We start from the raw sequence: 14,084 nt of genomic DNA on the forward strand, positions 1-14,084 counted from the left end.
GCCATCAATGTCCACCTACGTCCGCTACCGTCCGGACCTGGAGCAGCCCTTCCCGGACGAGGAGGAGCTCACCCGCCAGGTCGTCGCCGCGATGCAGCACGCCAACGAACAGGTCGCGGCCAAGCACCGGCACGGCCTGCGCGACGCCCACGCCAAGAGCCACGGCATCCTCGCCGGCGAACTGCGGGTGCACCCCGGTCTGCCCGAACACCTCGGTCAAGGCCTGTTCGCCGAAGCGCGCAGCTACCCGGTGATCGTCCGGTTCTCCACCGCGCCCGGTGACCTGCGCTCCGACCAGGTCCCGGTCCAGCGCGGTTTCGCGATCAAGGTCCTCGGGGTGCCCGGTGCCCGCGCGATCGACGACGGGTTCAGCACACAGGATTTCCTGCTCGTCAACCATCCGACCTTGCCGTTCGGCACCATCGCGGCCTACGCCGACCTGCAGAAGATCCTCGAAAAGCAGCCCGGCCAGAGCGACAGCCAGCTGCAGCTCGCCGGTCTGGCCGCCCGCACCGCCGCGCGAGTGCTCCACCGCGCCGGACGGCCGATCCCGCCGAGCGTGGAAACCCTGGCCGCCGCCAACAACCACATCCTCGGCGAGACCTTCCACTCCATGGCCGCGCTGCGCTACGGCGACTACGTCGCCAAGATCTCCGCGGCACCCCTCTCGCCGAACGTCCGTGCGCTCACCGGCACCCCGGTCGAGAAGAAGGCCGGTGAATCGGCGCTGCGCGACCTCGTCGTCGGCTTCTTCGCGGACAACGACGCCGAGTACGAACTCCGCGCCCAGCTGTGCACCGACCTCGACACCATGCCCGTCGAGGACGCCTCCGTGCGATGGCCGGACGATCTGTCGCCGCACCAGGTCGTCGCGACGCTCCACCTGCCGGCCCAGGACGCCTACAGCGACGCCCGCCGCCGCTACGCCGACGACGTCCTCTCGTTCAACCCGTGGCACGCCCTCCAGGCCCACCGCCCGCTCGGCTCCATCATGCGCTCCCGCCGCCGGGCCTACGCCCAGTCCAGCGGCTTCCGCCACGGCTACAACGGGATCGAGCAGCACGAGCCGGCGACCATCGCCGAACTGCCCGCCTGACCAGTGGGTGGTCAGACCTGGTCGACGGCCGGCAGCGGCGCCGTCGCGATCTCGCGCGCTTCGTCGAGCGGGACACCGAGCATCCGCAGCAGCTGCTCGGCCGCCTCGTCGCACATCGCGTCGGTGACGCCGTCCGGATTCACCAGCGACACGTGCAACACGGCCAGCAGCGCGCCGGCGGTGGTCGCCAGGGCGATCCGTGGCTCACCGACGCGGAACCGGCCCGACGCCGCACCGGCCTGGATGTCGCGCAGGGCACGCGGAGCGAGACCTTCGTCGGCGTCGATGTAGGCCATCCCGTGCCGCACCAGCACCTGGGCCATCTCCGGCCGCGCCACCGCGAGCCGCACAGTCAATCGCACCGACTGCGCGAATGCCATCGCCGGATCGTCGACCCTGCTGCCCAGTTCGTCCAGCAGCAGCCCGAGTTCCTCCAGCACCTCCGACACAGCCGTCTGGAAGAGTTCGGTCTTGCTGGAGAAGTGGTTGTAGAAGGACCCGAAACCCACGTCCGCGGCGTCGGTGATGTCCTGGATGCTCGCCGTGGAATGCGTGTCGCTCGCGAGGAAACCACGCGCGGCGTCGATCAGCTTCTGCCGCGTGCTGGCCTTGCGCCGTTCAGCGCGAGTGCCGGGCTCGGTGCGGCCGGATCGAGATGCTGCCATGCTTCAATGATAGAGCATCACAATACTGATGAATCAATCATTGGTGAACCATGGCCGGACCCGGCAAAGTCGGGAGGGGCTGCTGCTCGCGCTCAGCACCGTGCCACCCAGGCGAACGAGAACGGCTCCGGCACGGCCTCCCGGAGCCGGGTGGCCCGGGAACCTGCTCTCTTCCCGAAAGTGGTGTGTCGTGGGTGCTCAACGAGATCGGACGCGTCGCGTGCGTCGCTCTGATTCACGGCGGCTCCGGGTAAGTGACGAACGTCGTGATCCGCTCGATGTCGAGAAGCTTGCAAAGGTTCTCATTGGTCTTGTGCGAGAGCAGGAGTCAAACCGGCCAGTAGTTGCGACACAGAGTGATCAGAATCCGACACCTGAGGTGAGTGGAACCCTCGAATAGGCATTTGGCCTGGCGTTCAGTCGAACGCCAGGCCAGAGTCTTGCGGCCACGCAGGGTAATAGCCACAGGTCGAGGACTATTAGTACCCTTATGTGGACCTTAGGGGAGCTTATTACAACCCGAAAGACCAGGTCAGAGCCCTGGAACAGCTCCGCGAGAAGCTCCCCCGCCTAGATACACCCGCACCAACGCCGCCTCGGCGAGGCCGACCTCGGCGTGCCCGACAACTCGCCGACGAACTGATCCAGGAGTTGATCGCCGGCTACCGGTCCGGCGCGACGGTGTACGAGCTCGGCGATCAGTTCGGCATCGAACGGCGAACGGTCAGCAACATCCTCCAGCGCCACGGCGTGCCGATGCGCCGCTGCGGCCTCACCCCTGAACAGATCGACGACGCCATCCACCTCTACAAGCTCGGCTGGTCACTCTCCCGGATCGGCATCCGCATGAGCGTCACGGCTGACACCGTACGCAAACGCCTCCTCGAACACGGAGTAACCATGCGTGACACCCACGGGCGTCCGCGCATCGCGGCAGGCGGCCCACGATGACCCTGCCCGCAACCAACTTTTCGGCTCGATCAGAGTCCAACAGCGCTGCCGTCGTTCAAGTCGTAACTGTGATCATGGGCGTCGTCATCGGCCTCACCTTCCTCTTCGGCTTCGGCAACGTCCTCAACCTCGCACTCCGCCTCGGTGTGCCCGTCTGGGTCGCCCCACTCGTCGCACCCGCTGTTGACCTCTCGATCCTCGGGCTCCTCCTCGGCAGCCGACACTTGGCCCTCGCCGGGGCAGCGCCAACGCACCTGCGGCCAGCCCGCCGCCTGCTGATCTTCGCCAGCTTGGTGACCCTGGCCTCAAACGTGGCTGACCCAGTCGTAGTTGGTCAGTATGGCAAGGCTGCGTTCGACGCCGTGGGCCCGCTGCTGCTGATCGGCTGGGCCGAGGTCGGCCCCGATCTGCTGAGGGCGCTGACCACCACAAGATGGCCGGCCGAAGCAGCGCACGACCAGGTGGAAACAGAGCAGGCCCCGCGCGGTGAAGAATCGACCGTTGTCGTGCAGGCGGCATCGGAAACTTCCGAGGACGAGGCGGAGCCCGACGAGACTCCAGCAGACAACCAGAGCCATTCGTCAACTACCCGGTCGGTTGCCAACGATCTGCTTGAGCGGGTTGACAATGATCTGCTTGAGCGGGCGCGGGAGGAGGACGCGCGCCATTGGGACGTGCATCGCCGGCCGATCAGCGCAGACACGCTCCGGACGAAGCTCCGCATCGGTGCGGCCCGCTCCAGACTGCTCGTCGCGATCGTCCGGGCGGACTCGCAACGACGATCGGCTCACGACGACGTGACCGCACAGGCTGGAGTGTGACGACCGATGATCACCGCAGTTCGGGTTGCCTTCTTGGGCGTGTCTACGAGTGCGGCCAGTCGGCGGGTAGACAATCGGTCACCTGCAAGGTCGATATCGAACCGGAGGGTTGGGGGATCGTATGCATTCCATTCCGGAGAAGACGTTGGAGCATTGGGCGAGCATCTACCTGTCGAGCCGGTTTCCCAACGGAGCGATGTGGTGGCCCACGTCCGGCGAGGATGTCTTGGCCGAACTACCTCGACTCGCCGCGTCCGGGCTGGGAAAGACGTTAGCCCTCGAACTGAAGACGACCGAGGCGACCGGTAGTAATCACGCGCTGTGGATCGATACCCGTCAGCTGGATCGCTATCTCAACCCACCGTTCGGGCCACCGCTGCCTGTCTATTACGTGTTTCCGGTACCGCACTGGAATGGGCCGCTCAGGGCACCGCCGGGTACAACACCTACTGCCCCGCCCCAGATGACCGTAGCGCCACCGGAGTGGTGGCGGCGGGTTGGATGGCCGTGGTTCGGCGATTGGCTCTACGTGATGTCAGCACAGTCACTCGGCAAGGCATTGCTGCCCACTTGGGCGGCCCCGTCGAGGGCGCGGGCAAGACTGTTCACCCTGAGCACACCCCACACCGTCGGCAGGATGCCGGACTGGACGAGTCTGTTCGCCCGGACGCCGCCTGCCGCACCGATGGGCTGGGCGCCGTTCTGGGCAGCCGTGACCCGGTGCGGGCCGGGCGATGGAGTCCGATGGCGCACCATCGCTGGCGAGGGCAACCAACCAGACCGCGTGCTGGTCCTCAGCGGTGACGAGGAACGCGTGTGGCAGTTCGACCAACTGCCAGGCCGGTTGCGGCGGGAACTCGAACCGCTTGCCGCTGACGAGGGCGGAAACGAACGCGTGGTACTGCACGTCCCCGAATCGGCACTTATATGACCGGAGCACCGCGCGCTGCTCCCACTGCTGAAGATCCACCTGGAAAGCGGGGCTCGAAGACCCGCACAGCCGCGGCGACGGGCCTGAGCCGCCCGACGCTATACAGCAGGCTGGCGCGATTCGAGCAGATTCTGGGGGTGCCCCCTGGATTCGGCGGAGTCCCGGACTTCTGCATGTGGCCCTGATGACCGTGACGGCAGCTGCCCGCGGGTGACTCGGCCTGTCTCGGTCGCGAGCTCGGACTGGCCGATCAGGGCAATAGGTGATTGCACGGTGACACTCGGTGTGATCGGGAGCCGAGTCGGCGTAGCTTCGGAATATCTGCGACCACCTTTGGTAGACTTCGATGATTGGTGCTCAGAACGTGAGGTGCGATGACCGATACGGCTGCCGTAGCGCGCATGGTGCGCCTGGTCCGGGAGGCCAGGGGGTGGTTCCAGCGTGACCTTGCGACGGCCGCCGACATCTCACAGGGTTTCGTCTCCAAGATCGAGCAGGGACTGCTTCCGCTGACGGCCGAGTACCTCGACAAGGTCGCCGCCGCGCTCGCCGTGCCCACTGACCTGCTCCTCACTTCCGGTCCGGTCGGCGGCGTCGAAACCACCTGCCTGCACCATCGGCGCAGATCCAGCGTTATGTCGGTGAACTCCATGCGCGCGATCGAGGGGCTGACGTACCTGACCCGGCTGTCCGTCGACGGCCTGTCGGTTGACGTCGACAGCGTGCCGTCGAAGCACAAGCTGCGCAGAATGCCGATCGCCGGACATGGAGCCGCTGCCGCGGTCGCGGCTGCGTTGCGTGCTGCGTGGGACCTGCCCGAAGGCCCAGTCGAGAACCTGGTCGGTTTGCTCGAGTCCGCCGGCGTGCGGATCATGCGCCGTGATCTCGGCACCGCCGCGCAGGACGCGGTGAGCACGTGGCCCGCTGGGCAGCCGCCTCTCATCCTGATCAACCGGGATCTGTCGCCCGACCGGGAGCGGTTCACTCTGGCGCATGAAGTCGGCCACCTGGCCATGCACGAGCTGCCTTCGGAGGATCAGGAGAAGGAAGCCAACGAGTTCGCCGGCGAGTTCCTCGCCCCCGCGAGCGATCTGGAGCCACTGCTGCACGGCCTGACCGTGCGGCAGTTCCCGAAACTGGCCGAGCTGAAGATGACCTGGAAGGTCTCGATGGCGATGCTGATCCAGCGCGCCGCCGACCTCGACTGCATCTCCGCGAGCCAGTTCAAATCCTTTCGTATCCGGCTCAACCAGTACGGCTGGACACGCTACGAGCCGGGTGACCTCCCCGCCGAGACGCCGCGGCACATCGCCGGGTTGGTCACCGCTCAGCTTGACCGCCACGGGCACGACATCGATGCCGTCGCCGGGCAGGCTCTGATGCTCCCGGAGCCGTTCCGGCGCCACTACATGCCCCTTGTGGTGGACGAACTCGACACCACGGCGGTGCGATCATGAATCCGGACAACCTGGGACCCGAGGGGGTTAGCGTGGTCAACCCCAGTTCCATCGCGTCGGCGCAAGATGCGCCGTTCGGCCGACTGAAGACGGCGCTGGCCGACGTCCTCCTGGTCCAGGCCGACGCGGGTGACGCCCACACCGACATCGCCATCAAGCGCTCCGACCGCGTGGGCGGCGGCATCGTGCTGACCGGGGAAAACGCCCTGCAGAAGGCCGAGCACCTCATCCGCACTCAGCGGTACCAGCGGCCAGTCGTGCCCGATCGCGGCAGGTACACGGGCAAGAACCGGGTGCTCGCGTCGCATTCGTTCGACCCGGTCTGGATCCAGCGGCAGCGACTCCTGGGCCTGCCCGCCGTGCTTCCGGACGGCGGCTACGTCGCCGAGCACGACGAACCAGGCCTGCTGAGTGTGCTGCGCCGGACCGCAGACCTGGGGCCGGACGTCGTAGCTCCGCTGTTCCTCGCCGCGAGCTGGCTAGAGCGGGAGAGGCTCCCGCGCCTGGTCGAGGCGGTCACCGATGCCGGCGTTCCGATCGCGGTCGCCTTTGAACACAAGAAGGACCCGCTCGCGAAGAAGGCCGCGGTCTACGGGCTCGTGGCGCTCCTGCAAGTGCCCGTGCCAGTGCTTTTGCTCCGTTGCGACACCTCGTCTATCGGCGCGTTGGCCTACGGAGCTGTCGCGGCCGCCGTTGGAACACGTTCGAGCCTCCGGCACTTCTATCCCGTGACGGACGGTGGCGGTCCGATCCGGCCGCCCAAGCCCGCGGCCGTTGTCGAGCGGCTCTTGTCCTACGTGCACCTCGATAAGATCGACCAGACCGCGCAGCTGGATCCCGATCACCCCGACTGGCACTGCTCCTGCGACTGGTGCAACGGCCGGTCACTGCAGTCCCTTGCGTCGGCACCCGATCCGGAGCTCGCCGCGTTTCTGCACTCCATAGAGGTCCTCTTCCGCATCCGAACAAACATCCTCATGGCCGGCGACTTGACGGCTCGACGCGAAGCCTGGACAGAGCAGTGTTCGGCCGCTCAGTTCAACCACATGGACATCGACAACACGCGGTACAACTGGGAGGTTCCCAAGCACCTCGCCCACTGGCGCGAGCGCGGAAAGGACCCGAGCGACCTCAGCGCGCCGGCGAAGCCTCGATGAGGCCATCCTGGACGAGGCGGGCGTAGACCAGCTCCTCGGTCCACCTCGTCACCGTTGTCGGTCGTGATGTCGCCACCGGGCCGACGCGGCCCTGATGGTCGATGACGGCTCCTGCGCGGCCGGACCGCACCACCCAGACCCCATAACGCTCAGCCATCGCCACGCATGAGCTGGGTGCAGGCGCGTCTTGGGGCAGGATCAAGACTGTCGAGCTGAAGCCTGCGAAGCCGCTGACTGCCTTCATCGCGGATTGCCAGCGAGAGCCGATCGCCATGACCGCCACCAACTTGACCGCGGACGGCGGGGCTGTGAACTCGGGCCACTCCCACATCGCGACCGCCGGTCGGTCCACGACCGGCGGCGTGTTCGTTTGCTGCCGGAGTTCGTGAGCTTCGTGGTCTACGTGTGCGAGGACCGAGACGCGGCTGCAGAAAAGGGTGATGTCCTTCACCAGCGCACCGCTCCAGCCGAGGGCGTCGACCGCGAGCTGTTCAGGATCATGATGGTCGCATGAGGCTGAGATGAGCAGGCCGCCCCGCCGCTCACTGGACATCGGTCGTGCCTTCTTCCTGGGTTCGTGCTGACGGCCGGTCGGAGAGCCTAGACGCGTCACCCGATCGCGCACCAGAGGGAGGGGCCTCGTCGCCATCTGAGTAGCGACGGTGCACCTTCCACTCAGCCACGATGGTGAGCTCGCCACTCGTCCCGTCTCGCAGTTCGAAGTACACAGAGTCACCAGGGGCGAGGCCGAGTGCGCGCAGCAGCTTGACCGGTATCGCTACCTGGTTGACCTGCGAGATCTTCCGAGGTCCCGTCAAGTCCAGCATTCTGTAATTTTACAAAAAATACAACGTGCAGTCGATAGCAAGGTCGACGGCTTCCCAACCTCGATACGCCCGAGCCGCCGTCGATCAAGCGCGACCGCCCCGGCCGCGCCCAGCAACTCGGCACTGAGCATGTCGAGCAGCTGATCGCCGACTATCGGTCCGGCGCGACGGTGTACGAACTCGGCGACCGGTTCGGCATCGAACGGCGAACGGTCAGCAACATCCTCCATCGCCACGGCGTGCCGATGCGCCGCCGCGGCCTCGCACCAGACCAGGTCGACGACGCCATCCACCTCTACAACCTCGGCTGGTCCCTGGCACGAGTCGGTGATCACCTGGGCGTCAACCACACGACCGTGCTGAAAAAGCTGCGCGAACGCGGCATCCCCACCCGAGACACCCACGGACGTCCGCGCGTCGAAGCAGGTGATCTTCGATGACCCGGGCTGCAGCTATATCAGGTTCGGACGCGGCCACCGTCGTTAAGGCCGTCACCGTGATCATGGGCGTCGTCGGCCTCACGTTCCTATTCGGCTTCGGCAACGTCCTCAACCTCGCCCTCCGCCTCGGCGTACCCATCTGGGTCGCTCCGCTCGTCGCACCCGCTGTAGACCTCTCCATCCTCGGGCTTCTGCTTGGAACTCGACACCTCGCGCTCACCGGCGCCTCTGCCGAGGTGCTGGCGCCGGCCCGTCGGCTGCTGATCTTCGCGAGCGTGGTCACCTTGGCGTTGAACGTGGCGGACCCGCTCTTTGCCGGCGAGTACGGTAAGGCGGCGTTTGATGCCGTCGGACCGCTTCTCTTGATCGGCTGGGCCGAGGTTGGACCTAGCTTCTTGCAGGCGATCAGTGCAGCCAATCCGCCGGAAACTGCCATCATTCACAGAGGTATCGGTGTCAAGCAGCAAAGTGTGCAAACCGAGGAGCTGGTGGTCAGCGATTCGGGACGATTCGAGGCTGTGAGCAAAGGATCGGCCCTGTCAGAGCTCAGTCGACGGGCCTTTCTCGACCGTCCGCTGGAAGTGCTCCTTGAGCAGGCCCGACAGGAAGATGCGGCTCATCGCGTTGCCCACCAGAGGCCAATATCGGCGGATACTCTGCGTGTTCGGATGAGGATTGGCGCAACACCGGCTCGACGACTTGTCAAGATCATTCGTGCTGAGTTCGATGGGACCGGTGCTCCCGATTTGGTGGACGAGAGGCTACGCGTGAGGTGCAGAACGCCGATGCAACCCTGGTGGCATGACGTTGGCCCAATTGGTCGTGGATGCGGGTCCGCGCCTTCTGTAGCAGCCTCTCATACGGCGTCTGGCCGGCCAGGCCGCCGTGTGGTCTTGTTGAGATCACGTCACTGAACACCGACTGTGAAACGGTTCTGCGGCCACGATTGACCTAAAATCACGCGGACGCCATCCAGCCCGGTGCATTGCTTCGGGTTTTCGGCTTCGGCGCGCCCACGAGACCGCCACAACTCCGGCGCATTACCCGCTTCGGACTTGCCGGGTGTCTCCATCAACACCCCCATCAGGTCGGCGCCGATTGTCTGTAGCTGGTCCGCTTCAACTGGCCCGGACAACGGCGCACTGCTCAGGATACTCACGATCGGCTGCGGTACACCAAGGCTGAGGTCTATCTCCGGCAGGCGAGCCACGCTGGTCGTCTCGTCGCTGTCGTCGGTGTTCACCCCGGCGGCCAGGAGCGCCGCGACCAGTGGTCGGTAGTAGGCCACGAGGAGCATCTCGATCGTCAATGACGGAAGCATGTCATCAGGCTCTGGCGGATCCTCTAGGTAGGCATGCCAGTGGTCGTTCCCATCAAACGAGGCAACAGACGCCACCCGGACGCTTGTGGTCGTGTTGATAATCCTGGGCAACAGTCCCGCCTGGCTTTTGGCCCTGGCAGTGACATCGCTCGTTCTATCGTTGGTGCGGCCCTTGGCCTCGACTGCGATGGTGTAGCGCATCGATGCCAGGTCGAAGCCGACGAAATCTGGGCGCGATGCGTTCGTCGAGCGGCCGAGCAGGGCCAGCACGGCGTCGAGATGGACCAAATGCGGCACGCCAAGCAGCATCTCGCAAGTGATCTTGGCTTGTGTCATGCCGAGGAAGTAGCTCACGGCCGACTTCTCGCTGGGGTCCAGCCGGTTGTAGGAGGCGGTCTTGACCCATCGCGCGCCCCTGTCATCCTCGGTGACGCTTGCCGCGGCCATGGCCGCCCGCCAACACAATTCGATCAGCGGGCGAGAAGGCACGCCCAGTGAGATCGGCGTCGTCCCGACCGTCATCGCGCCCCAGAGCAGTCGCGCCAAGGAAACCGGCAATTCACCAGATGCCGGTGGGATTTGTCTCGTGAACGCGCGCATCTGGAACGGGAGTCTGGCCACCCAACGATCCTGTCGAACGATGACCTTCCTGACCAGTGGCGGCACCCACGCGCGAGGCGATGTGGGTGGCTGGTCCCAGCCGGTTGAGTGGCTACTCAGCGCCGAGCCGCGGCTGCGGCTGTTCCGCCAGGCATACGTCGACCACTACCCGATCGCGCTGCCCGACCCGACGAAGGAAGCTTTCGAGCCCGACGAGGTGGGCTGATCGGATGGTCTGCGGTTTAGCCGAGCGGCTCAAATCAGGCACCGTTCATAACGAACGAGGCAACTTTCGTCGATGCCTGTCCAAAAAGCCGACAATTACACATTGTAACGGGAGTGGGCCTAACGTGGCACAACCCGAACTCTTTGCTCTTGGTCGACGGACCAGAGCTCACCATCGAGCCACCCACTCCCCGTCACTCGGCATCTACCAACAGTAACCGTCGCTTTCGACTCGACAATGACCAGACCCAGCAGCTCATCGCTGCCTACCAGGCCGGCTCGACCGTGTACCAACTCGCCGCCCAGTTCGACATCGAACGCCGCACCGTCAGCGCCATCCTCCATCGCCACAACGTGCCCATGCGACGCCGCGGCTTGACCGACAACCAGATCGATGACGCCGAGCGCCTCTACCAGCAAGGCTGGTCACTCGCCCGCATCGGCAACCGCATGGACGTCACCGCCGACACCGTCCGGGCGCGGCTGCTCGAACGCGGCGTCGCCATGCGCGACACCCAGGGACGTCCCCGCACCGACGCGTCCTCCGAGGCCGGTGAGCTTCGATGACCAGGTCTACCGTCGAGCCGTCGACCCGACCAGGTCCGGACACCGGTCCCGTCGTGCAGGCCGTCACCGTGATCATGGGCACCGTCGTCGCCCTCACCTTCCTCTTCGGCTTCGGCGACGTCCTCAACCTTGCCCTCCGGCTTGGCGTCCCCGCCTGGGTCGCACCACTGGTCGCACCCGCCGTCGACCTGTCCATCCTCGGCCTCCTATTGGGCAGACGACACCTCGCCCTCCACGACGCCACACCAGACCAACTCCGACCAGCCCGCCGACTACTCACCTTCGCCAGCCTCACCACCCTCGCCCTCAACACCGCCGACCCACTCGTCACCGGCGCCTACGGCAAAGCGGCCTTCGACGCCGTCGGCCCACTCCTACTTATCGGCTGGGCCGAAGTCGGACCCGGACTGCTACAGGCCATCAGCACCATCAGCCCTCAACCGAAGGAAACAACCCACGCACACTCCAACGGAACCGATGCCAACACCGACGCCGCCACCACGAACACCGTCGCGATGAGGCCGAGCGAAGGGCCGGCCAGCGATACCACCAGCCGACCAGTAGCCATCACGCCCAACGGCGACCTGCTTGACCGCGCTCGGCACGAAGACACCCGCCACTGGACCATCCACCAGCGGCCCATCTCGGCCGAGACGCTCCGCAAGAACCTGCGCATCAGCGCGACGCGCTCACGGATGCTCGTCTCGATCATCCGAGCCGAACGGTCCGACGACCGAAACGCCGCTGTGGTGGCTGGTCAATCAATGTCGGAATAACCGGATGCCATACCGGGTGTCACGCTGTTGTCCCGGCGGCGGCTCGTCGCCCATTCGGCAATCAAGTTGGCCAACGCACTGACCGCCTGCTCGTACTGCTCGGCAGTCATCGGCACGGTTTCAATCTGGTCGACCGCGTAGTCCCGCCGACGGCGCTCGACCCGAGAATCGTCACTCACGCTGTCCATCATCAGCGGCCACCACAGCATCGAGCGGCATTGGCAGATCACTCGTCTGGGCGACTTGCCGAGATCACGGCCGGATCGGTGACTAACTGACTTGGCCAGACGTCTTCCGGCCTGATCGGCACCTCGTCTCGTTGACCTGCGGGTGCGTCGCGGCGAGCAGGCCTCTGCCCCTGCGCGACAACCGCCGTAGCGCACCGACTGCCGGCCGCTACGCGCACCCAAGATTGTTCTCCAGCGGGGCACGCACTGCGCCACCGGCGGCGCTGAAGACGCCCAACCCCGGTGCCAGAGTCGCACCGGCACACCGGGCTGGTCGCACCGCGCCCTTAGCGACCGGTGCTGTCGGTCAGCTCCTTACGGACCAGCTCCGCAAATCGCTCGTTGCGCACCGCCTCCCCCAGCGGCACTCCGGCGGCCCGTTCGGCGTCGATGGCCCGCTGGATCACCGGCAGCAGCTCGCGGACGACTAGCTTCTCCGCAGCCTCCGTATTCCAGATTACCTTCAGAATTTGGTCGCACTCTTTCTGCGCGACTTTACCATTGGGAGGCAGTTTCAGCGAACCGACCAGCTTCTGTCGAATCATCGCCATCAGGTGATATTGGGCGGGCCGGTAGCCGCGATTGATACGGTGGTTCCGGATCATCCACTCCAATCGGTACCAGGTTGCCGCAGCCGTGTAGTACAGGATCGATGGCTGGCCGGTGACGAACAGTTCGGTACCGCGTGCCTTGATCAGCTCCTGATAGTGGCCTACACGGGACGGTTCGTTTAGAAACATCGCCAGGTACGCGCGGCTGAGTTGGGCCCGGCTGATGACCCGGGTCTTCTCCACGTCCTTGCGTTCACTGTACTGTTTCGCCCGACGCTCATAGAACAACTGGCGCGGCTTGTCCCAGCCAAGGGTGAAAAAATCCTCCAGTTCCTTGTGGAAGTCCTCCCGTGCGGCTAGGTCCTCGTCGCTGACCGGGGTCTGCTGGTTGGTTGCGGCCACAATACCCTGGATCACGTCCTCGTCCACCGAGTGAACGATGTGGACGCTGACGAAAACTTGGTCGGTGAGTTGATCACGCTCGTGGAACAGCACGTGACAGGTCTGGCAGCCATTCACGATCTGAAAATCGTCCAACACGAAATCGTCGCCGACGCGGTCCAGTCTCCGGGTCACGATAGTGATGCCGTTGTTCATCACAGCGAACCTTTGCCGCTTGTCTCGATCCCGCAGGCTGTCCCGAATACCGCTGTTGACCCTGTTGTAGCCCTGGAAGGCACGTACGTTGCTCTCAAACAGGTTCTCACGCAGTTTGCCCGAGCCGTCGTCCAATATGGTGCAGACCAACTCCGGCGCGGAAATCAGCCTCACAAACGACTGTTCAACGCCGGGGCCCGCTGGCACCGCGAACTGTTTCGGTACCGGCAGGGTGACCCGGACGGTGCTAGTCGCCTGCTGGTACAACGTGCGCAGCTCCCGCCAGTTCACGCAGCGCACGTCGGTCGTATCGAATCGGTTGAGCTTGTCCAAATGTTTCTCGGCCGATCGCGCCTTACGGTTGACCATATCCGAGATTTGATCGCCGGTGGTCACATAACGGACGTGCAGTTGCGGCAGTTGGCCGGCCAGCCGGGCCGAGTTTTCGAACACGGCGTCCAGGCAGTCACGCAAGCTCGCCACGTCGGTCGACACATCGTACGGGATCCTGCCGGCCCCACACAGGTGACCGAGATTCTCTGCCAGGTCCGAGATCACCTTGGTTTCGAACTTGCCGCTGGTCTTGGCCTGGATGATCACTACCTGCACTTGCGGCCGCTTGCGTTTCATCGCCGCCTGCACTTCCGTCGGGTCCCGGTACAGGTCCCCATCGATCAGGACGGCGTACGCGTCGATGCCGAGATCGTTACCGCCCCCGGTGCGGTACACGTCTGGGTTGAATGGATCGTTATAATACGAACTGAGCACGCAATAAGCAGCAAATGCCTCGAACGCCTCGGACTCCGGCAATTCGGTCAAGTCCTGGTCCTGCTGGAAGCCCTTGACCAGGCTCTCGATCACCTTCTCCACGGCGG

Annotated in this window: 17 protein-coding genes; 11 read left to right on the forward strand and 6 right to left on the reverse strand. The window is 65.1% G+C overall.

Features of this window, described 5'->3' with window-relative positions; genetic code table 11:
• The first annotated feature begins 7 nt into the window (after positions 1 to 7).
• Positions 8 to 1,096, forward strand: coding sequence for a catalase family protein (locus A3CE_RS0117830; RefSeq protein WP_020641465.1), 1,089 nt, complete (start codon positions 8 to 10; stop codon positions 1,094 to 1,096).
• A gap of 11 nt (positions 1,097 to 1,107) precedes the next feature.
• On the opposite strand, the gene A3CE_RS0117835 is transcribed toward A3CE_RS0117830, so the two are convergent.
• Positions 1,108 to 1,761 carry a TetR/AcrR family transcriptional regulator gene (locus tag A3CE_RS0117835; RefSeq protein ID WP_020641466.1) on the reverse strand — a complete coding sequence of 218 codons (654 nt, stop codon included), beginning with the start codon at positions 1,759 to 1,761 and terminating at the stop codon, positions 1,108 to 1,110.
• A gap of 651 nt (positions 1,762 to 2,412) precedes the next feature.
• Between A3CE_RS0117835 and A3CE_RS0117840 the strand changes: the two genes are divergently transcribed.
• The 6 genes from A3CE_RS0117840 to A3CE_RS53525 all read left to right on the forward strand — a co-directional run bounded on the left by A3CE_RS0117840 (position 2,413) and on the right by A3CE_RS53525 (position 7,078).
• Positions 2,413 to 2,712 carry a hypothetical protein gene (locus A3CE_RS0117840; RefSeq protein ID WP_020641467.1) on the forward strand — a complete coding sequence of 100 codons (300 nt, stop codon included), beginning with the start codon at positions 2,413 to 2,415 and terminating at the stop codon, positions 2,710 to 2,712.
• The gene (locus A3CE_RS0117845) at positions 2,709 to 3,533 is read left to right on the forward strand and encodes a hypothetical protein (RefSeq protein WP_026468605.1); all 825 of its coding nucleotides are present in this window, start codon (positions 2,709 to 2,711) and stop codon (positions 3,531 to 3,533) included. The genes A3CE_RS0117840 and A3CE_RS0117845 overlap by 4 nt, the downstream gene beginning before the upstream one ends.
• 121 nt (positions 3,534 to 3,654) lie before the next feature.
• Positions 3,655 to 4,464 (forward strand): hypothetical protein, encoded by an 810-nt coding sequence (locus A3CE_RS56565; protein ID WP_125592425.1) that lies wholly within the window; start codon positions 3,655 to 3,657, stop codon positions 4,462 to 4,464.
• Positions 4,461 to 4,649 (forward strand): helix-turn-helix domain-containing protein, encoded by a 189-nt coding sequence (locus tag A3CE_RS58050; RefSeq protein WP_084641608.1) that lies wholly within the window; start codon positions 4,461 to 4,463, stop codon positions 4,647 to 4,649. The genes A3CE_RS56565 and A3CE_RS58050 overlap by 4 nt, the downstream gene beginning before the upstream one ends.
• A gap of 189 nt (positions 4,650 to 4,838) precedes the next feature.
• On the forward strand, positions 4,839 to 5,921 hold the full coding sequence (locus A3CE_RS51260) for a helix-turn-helix domain-containing protein (RefSeq protein ID WP_084641611.1): 1,083 nt from the start codon (positions 4,839 to 4,841) through the stop codon (positions 5,919 to 5,921).
• 32 nt (positions 5,922 to 5,953) lie between these two features.
• On the forward strand, positions 5,954 to 7,078 hold the full coding sequence (locus A3CE_RS53525; RefSeq protein ID WP_020641470.1) for a hypothetical protein: 1,125 nt from the start codon (positions 5,954 to 5,956) through the stop codon (positions 7,076 to 7,078).
• Here the strand turns inward: A3CE_RS53525 and A3CE_RS53530 are convergent.
• Both A3CE_RS53530 and A3CE_RS56570 read right to left on the reverse strand, forming a co-directional pair.
• Positions 7,053 to 7,631 (reverse strand): hypothetical protein, encoded by a 579-nt coding sequence (locus tag A3CE_RS53530; RefSeq protein WP_020641471.1) that lies wholly within the window; start codon positions 7,629 to 7,631, stop codon positions 7,053 to 7,055. The two genes, A3CE_RS53525 and A3CE_RS53530, sit on opposite strands and share 26 nt — an antisense overlap.
• A 261-nt stretch (positions 7,632 to 7,892) precedes the next feature.
• A complete protein-coding gene (locus A3CE_RS56570) occupies positions 7,893 to 8,198 on the reverse strand; it encodes a hypothetical protein (RefSeq protein ID WP_157376787.1) in 306 nt (101 codons plus the stop codon).
• A 143-nt stretch (positions 8,199 to 8,341) separates the two neighbouring features.
• Here A3CE_RS56570 and A3CE_RS56575 point away from each other — a divergent pair, with 143 nt between their 5' ends.
• On the forward strand, positions 8,342 to 9,259 hold the full coding sequence (locus A3CE_RS56575) for a hypothetical protein (RefSeq protein WP_312024844.1): 918 nt from the start codon (positions 8,342 to 8,344) through the stop codon (positions 9,257 to 9,259).
• On the opposite strand, the gene A3CE_RS0117880 is transcribed toward A3CE_RS56575, so the two are convergent.
• On the reverse strand, positions 9,253 to 10,287 hold the full coding sequence (locus tag A3CE_RS0117880; RefSeq protein WP_026468606.1) for a hypothetical protein: 1,035 nt from the start codon (positions 10,285 to 10,287) through the stop codon (positions 9,253 to 9,255). The two genes, A3CE_RS56575 and A3CE_RS0117880, sit on opposite strands and share 7 nt — an antisense overlap.
• 19 nt (positions 10,288 to 10,306) lie before the next feature.
• Between A3CE_RS0117880 and A3CE_RS0117885 the strand changes: the two genes are divergently transcribed.
• From A3CE_RS0117885 to A3CE_RS0117895, 3 genes are all read left to right on the forward strand, one after another.
• A complete protein-coding gene (locus A3CE_RS0117885; RefSeq protein ID WP_020641476.1) occupies positions 10,307 to 10,492 on the forward strand; it encodes a hypothetical protein in 186 nt (61 codons plus the stop codon).
• A 143-nt stretch (positions 10,493 to 10,635) separates the two neighbouring features.
• Positions 10,636 to 11,058 carry a helix-turn-helix domain-containing protein gene (locus A3CE_RS0117890; RefSeq protein WP_026468607.1) on the forward strand — a complete coding sequence of 141 codons (423 nt, stop codon included), beginning with the start codon at positions 10,636 to 10,638 and terminating at the stop codon, positions 11,056 to 11,058.
• A gap of 53 nt (positions 11,059 to 11,111) precedes the next feature.
• On the forward strand, positions 11,112 to 11,834 hold the full coding sequence (locus tag A3CE_RS0117895; RefSeq protein ID WP_020641478.1) for a hypothetical protein: 723 nt from the start codon (positions 11,112 to 11,114) through the stop codon (positions 11,832 to 11,834).
• Here the strand turns inward: A3CE_RS0117895 and A3CE_RS0117900 are convergent.
• The gene (locus A3CE_RS0117900; protein WP_020641479.1) at positions 11,816 to 12,043 is read right to left on the reverse strand and encodes a hypothetical protein; all 228 of its coding nucleotides are present in this window, start codon (positions 12,041 to 12,043) and stop codon (positions 11,816 to 11,818) included. The genes A3CE_RS0117895 and A3CE_RS0117900 overlap by 19 nt on opposite strands.
• Positions 12,044 to 12,348: 305 nt before the next feature.
• Positions 12,349 to 14,079 (reverse strand): AIPR family protein, encoded by a 1,731-nt coding sequence (locus tag A3CE_RS0117905; protein ID WP_020641480.1) that lies wholly within the window; start codon positions 14,077 to 14,079, stop codon positions 12,349 to 12,351.
• Between the last annotated feature and the right edge of the window lie 5 nt (positions 14,080 to 14,084).

It is taken from the genome of Amycolatopsis balhimycina FH 1894 (genome assembly GCF_000384295.1).
GTDB lineage: Bacteria > Actinomycetota > Actinomycetes > Mycobacteriales > Pseudonocardiaceae > Amycolatopsis > Amycolatopsis balhimycina.

Coding starts and splice junctions, on each gene's coding strand:
- A3CE_RS0117830 (WP_020641465.1), top strand. CDS start 8: ATGTCCACCTACGTCCGCTACCGTCCGGACCTGGAGCAGCCCTTCCCG.
- A3CE_RS0117835 (WP_020641466.1), bottom strand. CDS start 1,761: ATGGCAGCATCTCGATCCGGCCGCACCGAGCCCGGCACTCGCGCTGAA.
- A3CE_RS0117845 (WP_026468605.1), top strand. CDS start 2,709: ATGACCCTGCCCGCAACCAACTTTTCGGCTCGATCAGAGTCCAACAGC.
- A3CE_RS56565 (WP_125592425.1), top strand. CDS start 3,655: ATGCATTCCATTCCGGAGAAGACGTTGGAGCATTGGGCGAGCATCTAC.
- A3CE_RS58050 (WP_084641608.1), top strand. CDS start 4,461: ATGACCGGAGCACCGCGCGCTGCTCCCACTGCTGAAGATCCACCTGGA.
- A3CE_RS51260 (WP_084641611.1), top strand. CDS start 4,839: ATGACCGATACGGCTGCCGTAGCGCGCATGGTGCGCCTGGTCCGGGAG.
- A3CE_RS53530 (WP_020641471.1), bottom strand. CDS start 7,631: ATGTCCAGTGAGCGGCGGGGCGGCCTGCTCATCTCAGCCTCATGCGAC.
- A3CE_RS56575 (WP_312024844.1), top strand. CDS start 8,342: ATGACCCGGGCTGCAGCTATATCAGGTTCGGACGCGGCCACCGTCGTT.
- A3CE_RS0117885 (WP_020641476.1), top strand. CDS start 10,307: ATGACCTTCCTGACCAGTGGCGGCACCCACGCGCGAGGCGATGTGGGT.
- A3CE_RS0117900 (WP_020641479.1), bottom strand. CDS start 12,043: ATGCTGTGGTGGCCGCTGATGATGGACAGCGTGAGTGACGATTCTCGG.